Annotated in this window: 17 protein-coding genes; 11 read left to right on the forward strand and 6 right to left on the reverse strand. The window is 45.6% G+C overall.

Translation table 11 applies throughout. The annotated features are described in order from the left end of the window. The first annotated feature begins 2 nt into the window (after positions 1-2). From ADU24_RS03770 to aspA, 4 genes are all read left to right on the forward strand, one after another. On the forward strand, positions 3-1,415 hold the full coding sequence (locus ADU24_RS03770) for a glycosyltransferase family 2 protein (RefSeq protein WP_053365372.1): 1,413 nt from the start codon (positions 3-5) through the stop codon (positions 1,413-1,415). Between the two features lie 106 nt (positions 1,416-1,521). Continuing rightward, on the forward strand, positions 1,522-1,893 hold the full coding sequence (locus ADU24_RS03775; protein WP_053365373.1) for a response regulator: 372 nt from the start codon (positions 1,522-1,524) through the stop codon (positions 1,891-1,893). Further along, positions 1,880-4,756: an ATP-binding protein gene (locus ADU24_RS03780; RefSeq protein ID WP_053365374.1), complete on the forward strand. Its 2,877-nt coding sequence runs from the start codon at positions 1,880-1,882 to the stop codon at positions 4,754-4,756. The genes ADU24_RS03775 and ADU24_RS03780 overlap by 14 nt, the downstream gene beginning before the upstream one ends. A 137-nt stretch (positions 4,757-4,893) precedes the next feature. Continuing rightward, a complete protein-coding gene (aspA, locus tag ADU24_RS03785; RefSeq protein ID WP_053365375.1) occupies positions 4,894-6,336 on the forward strand; it encodes an aspartate ammonia-lyase in 1,443 nt (480 codons plus the stop codon). A gap of 148 nt (positions 6,337-6,484) precedes the next feature. Here the strand turns inward: aspA and ADU24_RS03790 are convergent, their stop codons facing one another. Next, on the reverse strand, positions 6,485-7,483 hold the full coding sequence (locus ADU24_RS03790) for an inorganic phosphate transporter (RefSeq protein WP_053365376.1): 999 nt from the start codon (positions 7,481-7,483) through the stop codon (positions 6,485-6,487). Positions 7,484-7,495: 12 nt separating this feature from the next. Further along, the gene (locus ADU24_RS03795; protein WP_053365377.1) at positions 7,496-8,113 is read right to left on the reverse strand and encodes a DUF47 domain-containing protein; all 618 of its coding nucleotides are present in this window, start codon (positions 8,111-8,113) and stop codon (positions 7,496-7,498) included. A 287-nt stretch (positions 8,114-8,400) separates the two neighbouring features. On the opposite strand from ADU24_RS03795, the gene ADU24_RS03800 reads away from it, so the two are divergent. Continuing rightward, positions 8,401-9,228, forward strand: coding sequence for an aldo/keto reductase (locus ADU24_RS03800; RefSeq protein ID WP_053365378.1), 828 nt, complete (start codon positions 8,401-8,403; stop codon positions 9,226-9,228). Between the two features lie 436 nt (positions 9,229-9,664). Then, positions 9,665-9,922 (forward strand): GlsB/YeaQ/YmgE family stress response membrane protein, encoded by a 258-nt coding sequence (locus ADU24_RS03805; protein ID WP_053365379.1) that lies wholly within the window; start codon positions 9,665-9,667, stop codon positions 9,920-9,922. A gap of 63 nt (positions 9,923-9,985) precedes the next feature. Here ADU24_RS03805 and ADU24_RS03810 read toward each other — a convergent pair whose 3' ends face one another. Continuing rightward, entirely contained in the window at positions 9,986-10,906 is a 921-nt protein-coding gene (locus tag ADU24_RS03810; protein WP_231689558.1) for an RluA family pseudouridine synthase, read from the reverse strand. A gap of 130 nt (positions 10,907-11,036) precedes the next feature. Here ADU24_RS03810 and ADU24_RS03815 point away from each other — a divergent pair, with 130 nt between their 5' ends. After that, positions 11,037-11,432 (forward strand): DUF5365 family protein, encoded by a 396-nt coding sequence (locus tag ADU24_RS03815; RefSeq protein ID WP_231689559.1) that lies wholly within the window; start codon positions 11,037-11,039, stop codon positions 11,430-11,432. Positions 11,433-11,475: 43 nt separating this feature from the next. Here ADU24_RS03815 and ADU24_RS03820 read toward each other — a convergent pair whose 3' ends face one another. Together ADU24_RS03820 and ADU24_RS03825 are read right to left on the reverse strand one after the other, a co-directional pair. Beyond that, on the reverse strand, positions 11,476-11,961 hold the full coding sequence (locus ADU24_RS03820; RefSeq protein ID WP_053365381.1) for a thioredoxin family protein: 486 nt from the start codon (positions 11,959-11,961) through the stop codon (positions 11,476-11,478). Further along, positions 11,958-12,392, reverse strand: coding sequence for a disulfide formation protein C (locus ADU24_RS03825; RefSeq protein ID WP_053365382.1), 435 nt, complete (start codon positions 12,390-12,392; stop codon positions 11,958-11,960). Before ADU24_RS03825 ends, ADU24_RS03820 begins: the two co-directional genes overlap by 4 nt. A gap of 187 nt (positions 12,393-12,579) precedes the next feature. Here ADU24_RS03825 and ADU24_RS03830 point away from each other — a divergent pair, with 187 nt between their 5' ends. From ADU24_RS03830 to ADU24_RS03840, 3 genes are all read left to right on the forward strand, one after another. Further along, positions 12,580-14,304 carry a phospho-sugar mutase gene (locus tag ADU24_RS03830; RefSeq protein WP_053365383.1) on the forward strand — a complete coding sequence of 575 codons (1,725 nt, stop codon included), beginning with the start codon at positions 12,580-12,582 and terminating at the stop codon, positions 14,302-14,304. A 181-nt stretch (positions 14,305-14,485) separates the two neighbouring features. Continuing rightward, positions 14,486-15,604, forward strand: a complete 1,119-nt coding sequence (locus tag ADU24_RS03835; protein ID WP_053365384.1) for a GAF domain-containing sensor histidine kinase — start codon at positions 14,486-14,488, stop codon at positions 15,602-15,604. 14 nt (positions 15,605-15,618) lie between these two features. Beyond that, positions 15,619-16,263: a response regulator gene (locus tag ADU24_RS03840; protein ID WP_053365385.1), complete on the forward strand. Its 645-nt coding sequence runs from the start codon at positions 15,619-15,621 to the stop codon at positions 16,261-16,263. Positions 16,264-16,351: 88 nt separating this feature from the next. Here ADU24_RS03840 and ADU24_RS03845 read toward each other — a convergent pair whose 3' ends face one another. Beyond that, positions 16,352-16,606, reverse strand: coding sequence for a YhdB family protein (locus tag ADU24_RS03845; protein ID WP_053365386.1), 255 nt, complete (start codon positions 16,604-16,606; stop codon positions 16,352-16,354). A 189-nt stretch (positions 16,607-16,795) separates the two neighbouring features. Between ADU24_RS03845 and ADU24_RS03850 the strand changes: the two genes are divergently transcribed. After that, positions 16,796-17,110 (forward strand): DUF3889 domain-containing protein, encoded by a 315-nt coding sequence (locus tag ADU24_RS03850; protein ID WP_082307022.1) that lies wholly within the window; start codon positions 16,796-16,798, stop codon positions 17,108-17,110. Positions 17,111-17,174: the final 64 nt, after the last annotated feature.

The following is a 17,174-nucleotide window of genomic DNA, read 5'->3' on the forward strand; positions in this document are numbered from 1 at the left end:
CGATGGCAAATCTTGAGTGGCTTGATATTATGACGTTTTTTGGCTGGTTTATTGCCATCTATATGTGTGGAGTTATTATTTTTTATTGGATCATTTTATTTATTTCTGTTGCCCAGCTTCGAAAAGAATTGCAGCTCGACAGGAAACAGGCATACATGGAGTATACAAACGAGATTTATACAAAGCCGGTATCAATCATAGTCCCGGCATATAACGAGGAGGCAGGGGTCGTTCCAAGCGTCCGTTCCCTCCTGTCCTTGAATTACCCTCTTTTCGAAGTCATCGTTGTAAATGATGGTTCAAAGGATCAAACACTAAAAAAAATGATTGATCATTATGAGATGAAGGAAATCAGCAAAGTTATCCGGAAGCAGCTCGTTTCAAAACCGATCAGGGGAATCTATCAATCGTCGCTTCTCCCCAACCTTTATATGATTGACAAGGAAAATGGCGGTAAAGCGGATGCATTGAATGCCGGGCTGAATTTTTCCAACTATCCTTATATTTGCTCCCTTGATGGGGACTCTGTCCTTGAACACGATGCTTTTCAGAAGGTTATGAAGCCAATTATTGATTCAGATGAGGAAGTCATTGCGTCAGGGGGAAGCGTCCGGATTGCGAACGGCTGTAAAATTCGGGATGGCCATATATTAAAAATCGGGATTTCGAGCCATCCTCTTGTTGTTATGCAAATCATTGAGTATTTGCGGGCGTTTTTGCTGGGAAGGATTGGCCTGAGCCGGCACAATCTGCTGCTTATCGTCTCCGGGGCGTTCGGAGTTTTCTCGAAACGCTGGGTTGTAGAAGCTGGCGGCTACAAGACGGATACGGTCGGGGAAGATATGGAACTCGTTGTCCGAATGCACCGCCTTATTAAGGAAAAGGGCCTGAAGAAAAAGGTTGTCTATGTCCCCGATCCCGTGTGCTGGACGGAAGTGCCTGAGGACATGACCACATTGCGCCGGCAGCGGAGCAGGTGGCATCGTGGACTGTTTGAAAGCCTTTGGGCCCACCGGAAATTGACCTTCAATCCGAAATACGGATCAATTGGCTTTATTGCCTTCCCTTATTTCTGGTTAGTCGAGTTTCTAGGACCGATTTTTGAATTGTCTGGATATATCTTTATCATCCTGTCTCTGTTTTTAGGGGGAACGTATCTTGAATTTGGGACACTTATATTCCTGTTGTCGTTGCTTTATGGTTCGATTATTTCCATGGCGGCTGTCGTGTTGGAAGAATGGTCTTTAACAAAATATCCTCAGGTTCGGGATATTGTGAAGCTCTTTTTGTACTCCCTGACCGAGACGATTTGGTACAGGCCACTAACCGTCCTTTGGCGCTGCGAAGGGATATGGAAATTAATTAAAAGGGATAAGAGTTGGGGAGAAATGAAAAGAAAAGGGGTGTCCCAATGATGCAAAATAAAAAAAGGTTTTCTTATCAATCTGCTTAAATCGATGTTTTTGGCGTTGCTATCAGATATGAGATATAAAAAACAGCAAGCACGAAAGGGGAATCGTGATGAAACGGATTTTGCTGGCGGAAGACGAAGAAATTTTACGGATGCTCATAATGGATACGCTTGAGGACAGTGGTTTTGAGATCGATGAAGCCGCCGATGGCCAGGAAGCGCTCGACCTGATCAAACAGAATACGTATGATCTAATCATTCTCGATTATATGATGCCCGTGTATACTGGCCTTGAACTTATTGGGATGATTCGTGGAAAGGCGAGGAGCGAAGGGACGAAAATTGTGATGCTGTCAGCGAAAAGCCAGCAGTACGAGCAGGAGAAGGTCCTAAATGCGGGTGCGGACTATTTCATATCGAAGCCTTTCAGCCCGGCCCAGCTTTTGGGGAAGGTAGAGGAAATACTGAATGGAAATGATTAGAAACTACCTGAGAAAAAGCCTTGCACGGCGATTTGGCGTGATGATGGGCGGATTCCTGCTCTTTTTTCTCGTGGGAACCGGCATTCTGCTCTTAATCCTGAACGAAATTAGCGATTCCTATACAGAAGAAAGGACTACCCTAAAGAAAAAGGCATTGACAGCCCAGAAAATAAGTGAAGCTTATAACGAGGCCTTCTTTGACGCAAGGGGCTATTTTGCTTTCGGAAATGACAATATGAGGGACAGTACAATTGAAAAGGAGGAAGTAATTAGAAGGCTTAGTGATGATTTTGGACAGAAGGCTTCATCAGAAAAGGATCTAGTGTTCCTTCAGGAAGTTGACAGTTTTTCCGACTACTATTTTGGTGAAGTCACTACCCGGCTATTCTCTGCATTTGAAAATGGGGTAAAGGGCCCCGAGCTTGCGAAAGCCAATCCTGAAGTCACCAAGAGGGTTAAGGACTTTAGAAGTTTTCTTAGCTCGTATCTAGCCGGGCTTGAGGATGAACTGGACGACCGGTATAGCAAGCTGATTCGAAAGCAAACAATTGTGACGCTTACATTTATCTTATTTATTATTGGAATCCTTCTAACAGTACTAGTACTAATAAGGTTGATGCTAAGACAGGTTGGCAAACCCCTTTCCGAGCTTTCCGCCGCCGCAAACGACATTGCCGATGGCAAAACTGCCTACCTTCCAAAGGCTGAAAACAGGGAAGATGAGATAGGGGTCCTTTCACTTGCCTTCCGAATCATGGCAGAAAACGTGTTGGAAAAGGAACAGGATTTGCTTAAGCAGAACACTACACTCATTGACCAAAAGGAGGAACTCCATGCCCAGCAGGAGGAGCTTGAAAAAACGCTTCTCGAATTGAAAAACAATGAAAGGAAACTTGGCAGCCGGAACGAATTGATCAACAGGATGTCCAGTTCCCTGAACAAACAGGAAGTGCTTGGCAGCGTCATTTCGAATATGAGAAGAATCTTGCGAGCGGACAAGGGAATTATCGTCCTTTTATCCGATGAGTCATTTGCCGCTGAAGGGGTTTCAAGCGAGGGAAGCAGGAACTTTATCGAGCACTTAAAGGAAGGAATGGTTGGAAGAATTGTTGCGGAACAAGGTCCCATTTTAATTGAAAGGCGCACACAGTCCGGAGAAGAAGGGTTGCACGATGAGAGTTTCTTTTGCCAGGACCTTTATATTCCGGTTTTTACAGCGGAAAGGGATATCGCCGCGGTCATGTGTTTTACGAGGCTGGGAAAACCATTCGTGCAAGAGGATTATGAAGACTGGCTAATCTTATCAAAAAATATAGGCATAGCTGTAGATAAAATTTCTATTTTTGAACTATCGGAAAAGGAAAGGAAGCTCAATCAAAGTATACTCGATTCAATCAAGGAAGGAGTCCAGCTCGTTAATCAGGAAGGCACCATCCTGCAGTTGAATAGGAAATTTTGCGAAATGTTCGGGTTAAATGATGGCCATCCAATAGGAATAGGCCGAGAGCAATGGACTACCATGCTGGATTCCTTTATTGATGAAAATGATGAGTTTCTTGTCTACTTAACTGAAGCCTTTTTGGGTGAAGAGAATGGTGAATCTCATACGTTTACGTATACTAAAAAGGATACTGGCCAGGTTATCAAGGTTTATAGCGAGGCTGTTTGCCACGCAGGGAAACGGCTTGGAACGGTTTTTGTCCACAGGGATATTACGAAGGAATTTGAAGTCGACCAAATGAAATCGGAGTTTGTCAGCACCGTAAGCCATGAATTAAGGACGCCCCTGGCAAGTATTCTCGGTTTTAGCGAGCTTATGCTGAACCGGAATCTAAAGCCGGAGAGGCAGAAAAAGTATACGACGACAATTTTAAGTGAGGCGAAGCGTTTGACAAGCCTGATTAATGACTTCCTTGATGTCCAAAAGATGGAAGCCGGAAAAATGGAGTACGATAAAAAACCAATCAACCTAAACGAAGTCGTCCAACAAGTGGTTGACCTTTATAAAGATACAACTACGAAACATGAAATCCACTTTGTCGTAGCGGATAGTCCGGCCACTATGATTGGAGACGAGGAAAAGATAGGACAAGTATTCAGGAATCTCCTCAGCAATGCGATTAAATATTCTCCTGAAGGCGGGACGATTACCATTACTGTTTTTGGGGACAACGGCAATCTGAATGTTGAGGTTTCGGACCCTGGAATCGGCATTCCGGAAGAGGCGATGGGCAAGCTGTTCTCAAAATTCTACCGCGTCGATAATTCGGACCTGCGGAAAATAGGCGGGACAGGGTTGGGGCTCGCAATTGTACAGGAAATTATTAAAGAGCACGGAGGAGATATAAAAGTCAGCTCGGTTCCTGATTTAGGCTCTACTTTTACCGTAACATTCCCCGCCTATCTGAAAAAAATTGAGGAGAAGGCCGACATAGAAGAGGGCAACGGCTCTGGTTACCGGGTGATGGTGGTTGAGGATGATTCCAGCCTTAGGGAACTAATTGTTCAGGAATTACGGGAAAATGGTTTTCGAGTCACCTATTTTTCCAATGGGGAAGCCGCACTCGAAGCAATGGCAAAACGGCCCCCAGACGCCCTGGTCCTTGATATTGTCTTAGGGGGAGGAGAATTGGACGGATGGGAAATAATGAACAGAATGAAGAAAAGTAAAGACTTGAAAAACCTTCCGATTATCATTTCCAGTGCCCTGGATGAAAAAATACGGGGGCTTGGCCTTGGAGCGCAGGACTATCTCGTAAAACCATACAAACCGAGCCAACTGTCGAAAACAATTATGCAAACTCTTTTGAATTTGGGGAAGTCTGGACAAATCTTCGTTCCGGGCCAAGGCGACAACTTTTAAAAAGCCAAATCAATTTCCCCATTTTAAAAAGGGGGCGAAATGTCATTGAATCTTCCTGATTTTCTTACCTTATTTAAGGTATAATAAATGTGTTTAGGGATTTAAGATGGGAAGGGACTTGCGAAGGGGCGGAAAAAATGGACATAAAGAAAGAATACCGGATCGAAAAAGACTTCCTCGGGGAAAAGGAAGTCCCAAATGAAGCCTATTATGGGGTTCAAACAATGCGGGCGGTTGAAAATTTCCCGATTACTGGCTACACGATTGATTCAAGCCTAATCAAATCGATGGCGGTTGTAAAGAAGTCGGCGGCCATGGCCAGCAGGGATACAGGCCAGCTTGATGGCAAAATCGCTAACGCGATCATTGCTGCCGCAGATGAAGTGATTGAAGGAAAATGGCATGACCAGTTTATCGTTGACCCAATCCAGGGCGGCGCGGGTACATCGGTAAATATGAATGCAAACGAGGTAATTGCTAACCGGGCCCTTGAACTGCTTGGAAAGCCAAAAGGCAGTTATCAATACATCAGCCCGAATACGCATGTAAATATGGCGCAATCGACAAATGATGCATTTCCGACTGCAATTCATATCGCCGTGCTTTCTTCGCTTGAAGGCCTTTTGAAAAATATGGAGGCCCTTAATCATGCGTTTGCTGAAAAGGCGAAGAAATTTGACGATGTGATCAAAATGGGCAGGACCCACTTGCAGGATGCGGTTCCAATCAGGCTTGGCCAGGAATTCCAGGCGTATGCGAGAGTGCTCTGGCGGGATATTGAAAGAGTCAGGAACTCAAGGATGCATCTTTATGAGGTGAATATGGGCGCGACGGCTGTCGGAACCGGTTTGAATGCCGATCCGGCCTATATCGAAAGTGTCGTCGGCTACCTTGCCCAAAACAGCGGTTTTCCGCTTGTAAAGGCGGAGCATCTCGTCGATGCAACCCAAAATACGGATTGCTATCTCGAAGTTTCGGCTGCGCTTAAAGTGTGCATGATGAATATGTCGAAGGTTGCGAACGACCTGAGGATGATGGCATCGGGACCTAGGGCGGGACTCGCTGAAATTATGCTGCCGCCGCGCCAGCCGGGATCGTCCATTATGCCGGGCAAAGTAAATCCAGTCATGGCCGAAGTGTTGAACCAGGTGGCATTCCAGGTCATCGGCAACGACCATACGATTTGCCTCGCCTCTGAAGCGGGCCAATTCGAGTTGAATGTCATGGAACCAGTCCTCGTATTCAACCTGTTGCAGTCGATTAAGATCATGACAAATGTCTTTGAGGTTTTCCGTAAGTATTGCCTTGAGGGAATAGAGGCAAACCGCGAAAGGCTTGAGGAGTATGTCAATAACAGTGTCGGCATCATTACCGCAATCAACCCGCATGTGGGATACGAAACGGCTGCCGCCATTGCAAAAGAGGCCATTGAGACCGGAAAATCGGTCCGTGAGCTATGCTTGGAAAAACAAGTTTTGACTGAGGCTGAGCTAGACGCCATCCTCCATCCGTTTGAAATGACCGATCCAGGCATTGCGGGAAAAGAGCTTTTAAAGAAGAAAGTATTGGTTGAGGCATAAGCAAATGACAGGAGGCATCTTCAAATAAATGAAGATGCCTCCTGCTTTTTTAGATAAGATAACTATACAATCAATATGTATTTGCAAATTTAGTATAGCCTTATCCTAGTACGAAAAGGGCCTTCACTAATCGGAAGGCCCATTTTTTTTATAGGAAAAGGTTCAAAATATAATAGAAACCTGCCGCCATCGCCGCTGAAATTGGCAAGGTGATGACCCATGTGATCAGCATCCTTTGCGCCGTTCCCCATTTTACGCCCTTGAGGCGGTGGGAGGCACCCACACCGAGGATACCAGAGGAGATGACATGGGTTGTGCTGACCGGGAGATGGATGTATGTCGCACCGAATATGATCGCTGCTCCAGTTAAATCGGCGGCAACGCCATTGATCGGGCGGATTTTCATGATTTTTCCGCCGACAGTCTTAATGATTTTCCAGCCTCCGACAGATGTTCCTAGACCCATTGCTGTCGCACAGGCAAACTGTACCCAGAATGGAATGTCCGAAGTTGTTACATACCCATTGGCAATAAGGGCCATTGTGATAATCCCCATTGCCTTTTGAGCATCGTTGGTACCGTGTGTATAAGATTGCAAGGCTGCTGTTCCAATTTGGATTAACCGAAAGTTGCGGTTTGTTTTAGTCAAATTGGCATCCTTAAAAATGATTTTAAAAATCGAATAAACGATAAAACCTACGACAAAAGCCAAAATTGGCGAGAAAATCAAGGCTTGAAGAATTTTCAGGAAGCCCTGATATTCGATTGTGCTAAACCCTGAGGAAGCAATCGCTGCTCCAGCAATCGAACCGATTAGAGTATGGGAGGAACTGCTTGGGATGCCAAAATACCAGGTGAGCAGGTTCCAGGTAATTCCCGACAAAAGCGCCGCCAAAATGACCACTGTCCCGTTCTGGAGAGTAAAGGGGTCAACTATATCCTTCGTAATCGTCTTTGCAACCCCGGTAAACGTCATCGCACCCACGAAGTTCATAACGGCAGCCAAAACAATTGCATGCCGCGGTTTTAATGCCTTGGTCGATACGGAGGTGGCAATCGCATTCGCCGTATCATGGAAACCGTTAATGAAGTCAAACGCAAGAGCGAAAATAACAATCGCTACGGTAAATATAAATACAGAATCCATAGTTAAAGCTCCTTACGCGTTTTTCATGATTATGGTTTCAAGCGTGTTAGCCACTCCCTGGCAGCTGTCAGCAATGTCTTCAAGTGTTTCGTAAATCTCTTTATATTGGATTATCCGGATTGGATCCTTTTCAACGGAGAAGAGATGTTTGATCGACTGTCTCAGGATTCCATCGCATTTTGATTCGTAATCCTTGATGGAAATTGCGTGTTCACGGATTTGGAGCAGTTTCTTCGTTGCAAGAAGTGTTACCGCTTTTTCAATTTCAATTACACTGCTTTGGATAGCGTCGGTGAACTGAAGCATAAAGTCGTCCGCGTCCGTAATTGAATACATTTCGAATAAAGCCGCGCAATGCTCAAGGCCATCAAGGACATCATCCATGCTGTTGGCAAGATGCAGGATATCCTCCCGCTCAATCGGGGTAATGAAAGCGTCATTTAATTCCTTAATAACCGAATGAACATACGTATCGCCCTTGGATTCATATTCTTTCATGCTCTCGGAAAATGTTTTAAGATCACTGACATTTTTGAGTTTATAGTCTGTGAAATAATTGGCGCTTTCTTTTAGGTTTGCAGCAATTTCACCAAGAAGGGTGGTGAACTTGTCATTCTTTTTAAAAGCCATTCGAATACCCCCATTTTTTATTGCGTTTAAAAAACGTGCCAAACGAAACTATTGTAAATGAAATTTGTCGAAAAAGAAAAGTAATTTACGTTGAATTTACAAAAACTTAACATTAGGACGGATCGAATTTAAGGTTTTTCAACGTTATAAAGATTGCCACTAAAAACAAATTCTTTCTATATATATCCTATAGAAATGCAATAAAACCGCCCGGGGAAAAGTTTCTTCCTTATATTGTGCATCTTCCCGGCATAAAATGTAGAATTTGTATAAGGAGGCTGATGAAGATGAAGTCAATAACTGAAACTGCGAGACTGGATAACGGAGTAGAGATTCCTTATTTTGGCCTTGGAGTTTATAAGGTGGAGGAGGGAACTGAAGTTGAAGCAACTGTAGCGGAGGCGCTTAGGCTTGGCTACCGGTTGATTGATACGGCGGCACTCTACCAAAATGAAGAGGGAGTTGGCCGGGCAGTGCGCAAAAGCGGCATTCCCCGTAAAGAAATTTTTATAACGACAAAAGTGTGGAACAGCGACCAGGGGTACGATTCAACCTTGAAGGCTTTTGAAACAAGCCTTGGCAAACTTGGGCTCGACTACATAGACCTTTATTTAATCCATTGGCCTGTGAAAGGCAAATACGTTGAAACGTGGAAAGCGCTCGAGCGACTGTATGAGGAAGGCAAGGTACGGGCCATTGGGGTGAGCAATTTCAATATTCACCATCTGGAGGACGTGATGGGCCAAAGCATGTTAAAGCCGGCGGTCAACCAGGTCGAACTTCATCCCGCACTCGCCCAAAAGGAGCTGAGGGAGTTTTGTGTGAAAAATGACATCCTTGTCCAGGCATGGTCTCCCCTTGCGAGAGGAAGGATCCTTGCTGATCCAGTCCTTACCGCACTCGCTGAAAAAAATGGAAAAACACCAGCGCAGGTCATTCTCCGCTGGCATCTCCAAAACGGCGTTGCAGTCATCCCAAAGTCGATAACACCAACGAGGCTTAGGGAAAATGCGGATTTGTTTGACTTTGAATTATCGGCGGAAGATATGGAATTGATTAATAGCCTGGATGCGGGTACCCGTTTTGGGGCGGATCCGGATAATTTTGATTTTTAATGTGATTAATATGTGAAGCCTGCCGCATTAGCGCAGGCTTTTTAGTTTAGCGGGACGATGAAATGTCCAATTTCTTTATCGGTGACAAGTAGGGCAAAGTCCAGGAAGAATGGCACGCAAACCCGTTTTATATACTCGGTTTTTGATTGTCGCTCAAATTGGCCAGGTCTTCCAATGAGTGTGCATAGTTTAAAACCACGGTATACAAGTTTCTGGCATTTTTGTGAAGAATATCTCTCTTCCTAATAAAATGGAGAATAATTGATTGTGTTTATTTTAATAAAATGGGGGTATTTTATAGGTACAAACAGTTAGGGAAAAACAAGAGACGGCATCGCCGTCCCGCTTGTTACACCGTCACTGTTTGTGGCTGCAGCAGCCGGAACAAAAGGCGCATTTTTTAACAAAACAACTACTATTCAAGGAGTGAATTTACATGAGTTTTCTATGGGCATTAATTATTGGAGGTATCATCGGTTGGTTAGCAGGAATGATCGTTGGCAGGGATGTACCAGGCGGAATTATAGGTAATATTATTGCAGGTTTTGTAGGTGCATGGTTGGGTACAGCGATTTTGGGTGACTGGGGTCCTGTCGTAGCTGACTTTGCGATAATTCCGGCCATTATTGGCGCAGTAATCCTTGTCTTCCTGCTAAGCTTGATTATGAAATCGTTCAGAAGGTCAAATCATTAATAATTATTAGGGCCTCCCACTTTTGGGAGGCCTATTTTAATGCCAAGGAAAAAACGAAACGCCTCATATCTTTTCCACATCAATTCCTTCAAATATCTGCGGTTCGTCCTGAAACGGCGCGTGTACACTAATCTGTTCCATCGTTATGGGATGTGAAAATTCAATTTTTGCTGAGTGGAGGGCCTGCCGTTTAAAGATAGGTTTCCCGCCATATAGCAAGTCGCCTGCCAGCGGATGCCCAATATGGCTGAAATGGACCCGGATTTGGTGCGTCCGGCCTGTCTCGAGCCAGCAGGAGACCCATGACACGCCTTTCGTAATGTCGGTTTTTAAAMCCCGGTAGTGAGTTACAGCGTCCTGGCCTGTTTTGGAAACCCGCCTCCGGGTTGCGTGGTGGCGGTCTCTTCCGATTGGTTCCTTAATTGTCCCTTTTTTCCTAAGCGCTGTCCCCTGTACCCCGGCGATGTACGTTCTTTTGATTGCCCTCTCCTCGAGCATCCTATCAAGAATGGCGCCGGCAAGGGGATGCTTTGCGAACACGATCGCACCTGTGGTATCCCGGTCGAGACGATGGATTTGCTGGACAATCCCGCCATTTCCGGACGACTGGAGATAGGCTGTAATTGCATTCACGAGCGTTTCGTTATCGCCTGGGGAGTTTGGGTGGGTATTTATAAAGGGTGGCTTATTCACTATCAGCAAATGGCTGTCCTCATAGAGAATGTCCAAATCCATGTAAAATGGCTCAACTTGCGGCTCCGTGTTTTCGTAAAGCAAAACATGGATTTTTGTTCCGGCAGGCAGCGGCATTTCCCAATCTACCCTTTTACCCTTCATAAGAACTTTCCCTTCCATTCTGAACTGGTGGGTAAGTTTTTTCGGAACCCCCCATTTTTCCGTGAAAATCTGCGCTGTTTTTATGCCTTCCCATGAATCGGGAATCGCCAATTCCAGAAAGTTTCCTGTTTTTTTGGTATTCAGCACCTTACCGCTCCTTTCCACTCCCATTTCTGGTTGTATGTGGTTGAAATTACCATCCAATTTACAGTTCTAGATGTGCTATTCTAATGATATATTACGTCAGTATTACAAATGTAACAAAGGTGGTTTTTCCGTGAAAATCGTTTTTGCCTCGACCCCTGGCCAGGATGAAGAAATCGGTGACTTAATTCAGCATTTTTATACAGGCATTTTTCCAAGGTATTTCTCGGACAAGGAAATCAAAAAATTTGAAAGGCTTGGAGTGTTACATAACGGGAACAGCCAGGACGCATACGGGACGTTACGGGATGCTTTTTATGTTATGGCAAGCCTGCAAACGCTTATTTCCATCCTTGAATCGCCTAAACCGAGTGACCATCACAAGGCGCTTTTTATGAAGAATGCCGAAAATCTGCGTTACTATGGCCTACTCTTTCCGTTCGAGTATGATTCTTTCCTGCCATCGCGAAAACGCGCCGATTCCTTTTTCAGTGTGTTTACACCCGCGGCCAATCAGCTTCTTGTTTAATCCGTCCCAAAGCAAAAACGCCTGCCGGCAGCAGGCGTTTTTGTTATTCCGCGGATTTTTCCAATGCGTTTTTCTTTAGCCATTCCTGTAATTGCTCCTTATTCCTTTCACCGACGATTCTAGCTGTCTCAACGCCATTTTCAAAATGGATCAAGGTTGGGGTTCCGTCAATTTTGTAAACGTCCCAGGCGGAATCATATTCAAGCACATTGAGTTGCAGAATATCAACGTCCATTTCCTTGGCGAGCGGCATCAGGATTGGCGTCACTTTTTGGCAGTGCGGGCAAGTCGGGCTATAAAAATAAACGGTCAAATCCCCGTGGTTGGCGAGCTTTTTTTCAAGATTTTCGAGAGTGACGATATTTTGGTAATTTGGGTCATCCAACTGGGCAATTGTTTCAGGAGCGAGTTTTTTGTCTCCATACGGGTTGTTCCCGCTTGTTTTATTTTCATTCTGTTTATTTGTCAGATAGGCCGTGCCAATGAAGAGCAGGACAACGACTCCGAGAAATATTAGTACTTTCTTCACGATACATGTTCCCCCTTGTTTCTTTTCAAAATAATCATGCTGCATACAAAAATGAGAGTAAACGCCGTTAGGGCGAGAAATGGGATGGTGATGAAGCCGAGCCAGTTAATGTATTGGCCGGTGCATGGCACCCTACCGCACACTGGGGCTGCTTCTGCCATGAATGGGAGCTTCTGCAGGGAGTAATGATAGGCGGAAACGCTCATGCCGATTGCTGACACCCACGCACTGTACAGCGCAAACCGGTAATCCTTTTTCACAGTGGCAATGCCAAGCTGGAGCGCTAGTGGGTACATGAGGATACGCTGATACCAGCACAGTTCGCACGGTTCGTATTTTCGGATTTCCGAAAAATAAAGGCTCCCGAACATCGCCAAAATGGATACGGCCCATGCGAAAAATAAAATGTTCTCCCGGCTGTCCTTTTTCACTATTGTTCACCTCTTTTTCAATATCTTAAGGGAAAAATTTAATTTTGTACAATCCCAGGCCGGGTCGAAAATTGACGATTGTGGAAAATCGCTGGGTAACCCTTTAGAATAGAGATGATATAAGAAGACAGCGGTCTTTTTGCTATAGGCAAATAGAAAATAGGTTTTGAGAAGCGGAGGAATTACAATGGACTGGAGAAAGAAAGCATCCAAATGGATGGAATTCACAGGGCTGGATTCCGAATTAAAGTCTGAATTGGAAGCGATGAAGGATAATGACAAACTTCTTGAGGATTCTTTTTATAAGAACCTGGAGTTTGGCACCGGGGGAATGCGTGGGGAAATCGGCGTGGGTACGAACCGGATGAATGTCTATACCATCCGTAAGGCATCCAACGGCCTTGCTTCTTACATAGAAGGAAAAGGTGAGGATGCGAAAAGGCGCGGCGTCGCCATCGCGTATGACTCCCGCCACAAGTCCCCGGAGTTCGCAATGGAGGCTGCAAGGACGCTTGCGACAAGGGGGATTAAAGCTTATGTATTCGATGAGCTGCGTCCAACACCTGAGCTTTCATTCGCGGTCCGGTACTTGAACGCGGCAGCTGGAATCGTTATTACGGCAAGCCACAATCCGCCTGAGTACAATGGCTATAAGGTGTATGGGGAAGACGGCGGCCAATTGCCTCCTGCCGCGGCGGATGAAGTGATTGCCAAGGTAAATCAAATCGATAATGAATTGCTCATTGACGTAAAAAGTGAGGCAGAACTGCGAGAAGCTGGCCTTATTGAAACAATTGGAAATGAAATAGACAACGCCTATATTAATAAGCTGGCTACAATTTCGGAAAATCGATCAATTGCCGAGAAGTCGCCAATCGAGATTGTCTTTACTCCGCTCCATGGGACGGCGAACAAACCTGTCAGGGCGGCTTTGGAAGCGCTCGGTTATAAAAACGTCCACATCGTTCGTGAACAGGAACGTCCGGATCCGAATTTTTCAACAGTAAAAAGCCCAAATCCGGAGGAACATGCGGCATTCGAACTGGCCATTCGCGACGGAAAGACGGTTGGCGCGGATATCCTAATTGCCACCGACCCGGATGCGGATAGGCTCGGCATCGCCGTTAAGAACCATGCCGGTGAATATGAAGTTCTGACAGGAAACCAGACTGGGGCTATCCTTCTTGATTATATTCTTGATCAGAAAAAAGCAAAAGGAACCCTTCCGGAAAACGGGGTCGTCCTGAAGACGATTGTCACGTCCGAAATTGGCCGGAGGATTGCCGAGGCCTATGGACTGGAGACAATCGATGTCCTGACAGGATTCAAATTCATCGCCGAGAAAATCAAGGAATATGAAGCGGCCGGTGACAAGGTTTTCCTTTTTGGTTATGAGGAAAGTTATGGTTACCTGATTGGCGATTTTGCCCGTGACAAGGATGCAGTTCAAGCCGCGCTCATGTCAGCCGAGGTTTGCGCGCATTACAAGAAAAAGGGATTGAGCCTTTATGACGGCCTTATGAATGTGTTTGAGAAATATGGTTACTTCCAGGAAGGACTCCAATCAATGACGATGAAGGGAAAGGATGGGGCCGAGCTAATCGCAAAAATCATGGCGGGCTTCCGTTCCAATCCGCCTTCAGCACTTGCCGGCATGTCGGTCGTTACTTCGGAGGATTATCTTGAAAGTGTCAGGATTTCTTCAGCAGGAATTGAAAAGATCCAGTTGCCAAAATCAAATGTCTTGAAATATTTCTTTGAGGACGGCTCCTGGGTTTGCCTAAGGCCATCGGGAACCGAACCGAAAATCAAATTTTACTTCGGGGTAAATGACAAGAGCCTTGAAGCAAGCAGGAAGAAACTAAAGCAGATTGAAGCCGAGTTCATGGAACTGGTAAATACAAAACTATAATGGATTCGCCCGGGAACCTGAATGGATTCCCGGGTTTTTCGTATTTCCGGATAATGTACTTCAACCGCTGCTTTTTTTTAAAAAAACTCAGGCTTAGGTCGTAGCCATTCCCATTCAATTGGCTAAGGCAAACTTTTCAGAAAAATGTATAATGAAAGAAAACATAGGTGGGGGAAATCGGATGGAGGCGGAGTCAAGATTGCAGGAGCTTGGCATCTTAAAGGAAATTGCCGAGCTGCTGAATAAAGGTACGGAGACGGATGAACTTCTCTCGGATGTTTTGGAAAAATTACTCAGTGTTACCGGTCTAAAAACGGGCTGGATTTTTCTGCTTGATGAAGAAGGCTCCTACAGGCTCGCGGCACGGACAAACCTTCCCGAAGCTTTGTCCCGCTCGGACTTTGCTCCCATGTGTGCCGGGGAATGCTGGTGTATCGAAAAGTACAGAAATGGCAGGCTAGCGAAGGCAACAAACATCATGGAATGCAAAAGGCTGGAAGATGCGATCCTGAACAATCTTGGCGACACCGGAGAGCTGACGCATCATGCAACGGTTCCGTTAAGAGCGGGTGATGAAAAGTTTGGGATATTGAATGTCGGCTCCCCGCATAAAACCCATTTTAACAAAGAGGAATTGGCGCTCCTTGAATCGGTGGCCCTTCAAATTGGCACATCCCTAAAGCGAATCAAACTTGGCCAGCGTGAACAGGAGCTTGCCCTTACCGAAGAACGGAACAGGCTTGCCAGGGATTTGCATGATTCTGTTAACCAATTGCTGTTTTCTGTGAGCCTGACGGCCAAGGGAGGGGTTTCAATGGCGGAAAATGCCGAAGTGAAAGAGACTTTCACCTATATTCAGGAACTCGCCCAGGAAGCGTTGAATGAAATGAGGGCGCTGATTTGGCAATTACGCCCCCAAGGCCTTGAGAATGGCATCGTCAGCGCTCTTCGTGGCTACGCGCAAATGCTTGGCCTCGAGCTGGACATCCTTGTTAAAGGGGTGCTGAACCTGCCGGGAAAAATTGAAGAAGGAATTTGGCGGATTGGCCAGGAATCAATGGCCAATTGCAAAAAGCATTCCGGGCAAACAAAAATTACAATAAAAATAGAGGTTGAAAGAAATTGGCTGTCACTGGATATCACCGACCCAGGCTGCGGGTTCCAATATGTTGGCGGAAATGAGCTGCCCTCCCTAGGGCTGAAGGGCATGAAGGAGCGGGCGGAAAGGCTTGGCGGCTCTTTCCGTATCGAAAGCGAGGAAGGCCAGGGGACAAAGTTATCAGCCCAAATTCCGGTTTGAAAAGGGGARAGAAAATGGGCATTCGAATTTTAATCGCCGACGATCATAATGTCGTCCGCAGGGGCCTGGCGTTCTTTTTAAAAACACAAGAGGATTTTGAGATAATCGGGGAGGCGAAAAATGGCGAGGAAGCAGTGGCTATGGCGGCGGAATTGAATCCAGATATAGTCTTAATGGATCTTGATATGCCGGTCATGGATGGAATTAGTGCGACGGCAGCAATAAAGAAAAACCAGCCGAATATGAGAATAATGATCTTGACAAGTTTTTCCGACCAAAACCATGTCATTCCGGCGATTGAAGCAGGCGCGACAGGTTATCAGCTGAAGGATATTGAACCGGATGAGCTCGCGGCATCCATCCGCAGGCTTTGCTCCGGCGAAAACCAGCTCCATCCGAAAGCGACCTCCCATTTGCTGTCGCAATTTTCAGGGAGCAAAAGGGATGCGCGGAAACAGCTTGATGAACTGACAAAGAGGGAAGTGGAAGTGCTAAAGGAAATTGCCAGCGGAAAGAGCAATAAGGAAATTTCGACCTCCCTTTTCATAACGGAAAAAACAGTAAAAACCCATGTGTCAAGCATCCTTGCAAAGCTTGAACTTGCCGACAGGACCCAGGCTGCCTTGTATGCTGTCAAAAATGGGCTTGTAAACGATTGAACGGTTTTGGGAGGATTCATTCTAAAAAGAGCACGGCCATTTTGGCCGTGCTTTTTAGCATATTGTGGTGGAATTCACCCTGAACGTATCAGGATAAGCTGTAAGCCGGCAGCTGTTGTGGAGCATTTTCGGGCATCTCTGCTGCATGGTCTAGATAGCGTAGCAGGGAGTAGAGCTTTTTCTCAAGAACCGCGTAATCATGCTCGAAATGGTACGCATGGAGAAAATGCTCGATTTTTTTTGAAAGAAAATGGTCCCGTGTCCGAACCATGAGGATCAGAAGATTGTCCCATTGGGAGCGGTGTACATAATAAAGCGCCCTGTCATAATCCAGTTTATTCATTTTTTCTCCTCCTTGTTAGGAGTTGAAATTAGTGTATGGAGTTCGTGTGGAAAGTTACGCTGAAAATGTTGGAGATGCCTGTTTGAAAGGCTTTGTAACAACTGCCAGGACTAGAAACCATCCATGGTGCATAGGAAATTTTCGCCGAGCCACACTATACAATGAGAAAACAGGAAAGGACTGTTGGGGATGAAAAAACTGGTTGCTGTACTTATTGCCGTCCTGGCATTTATGGCGATACAGCCAAACAACATTGAGGCGCAAAATCCTGACTATGAAAAGTATGGAAGAATGGCCATAACGGTGGTTAGTGCCGACTATCCAGGCGAGCCAATCAGGGACTATGAATACCTTGGCCGCTCAAAAATAAATGAATCGGATGTTGCCGATACGTTCCGATTCAAAGTAGAGGAAAACGGCAAAACATTTTTCGTCCGGGTCATTATTACACATCGTTTAACGTCGGAAAAACTACTCTCGATGAAGGTTGAGCCTGAAAAATAGGCAGGAGCCTGGTGGGCAGGCCCAATGGCCGTTGTAGCGGCCAGGCTAGTCAATAGAACTGCAG

The organism is Bacillus sp. FJAT-27245, from assembly GCF_001273955.1.
In the GTDB taxonomy this organism is placed as follows: domain Bacteria; phylum Bacillota; class Bacilli; order Bacillales; family Cytobacillaceae; genus Bacillus_D.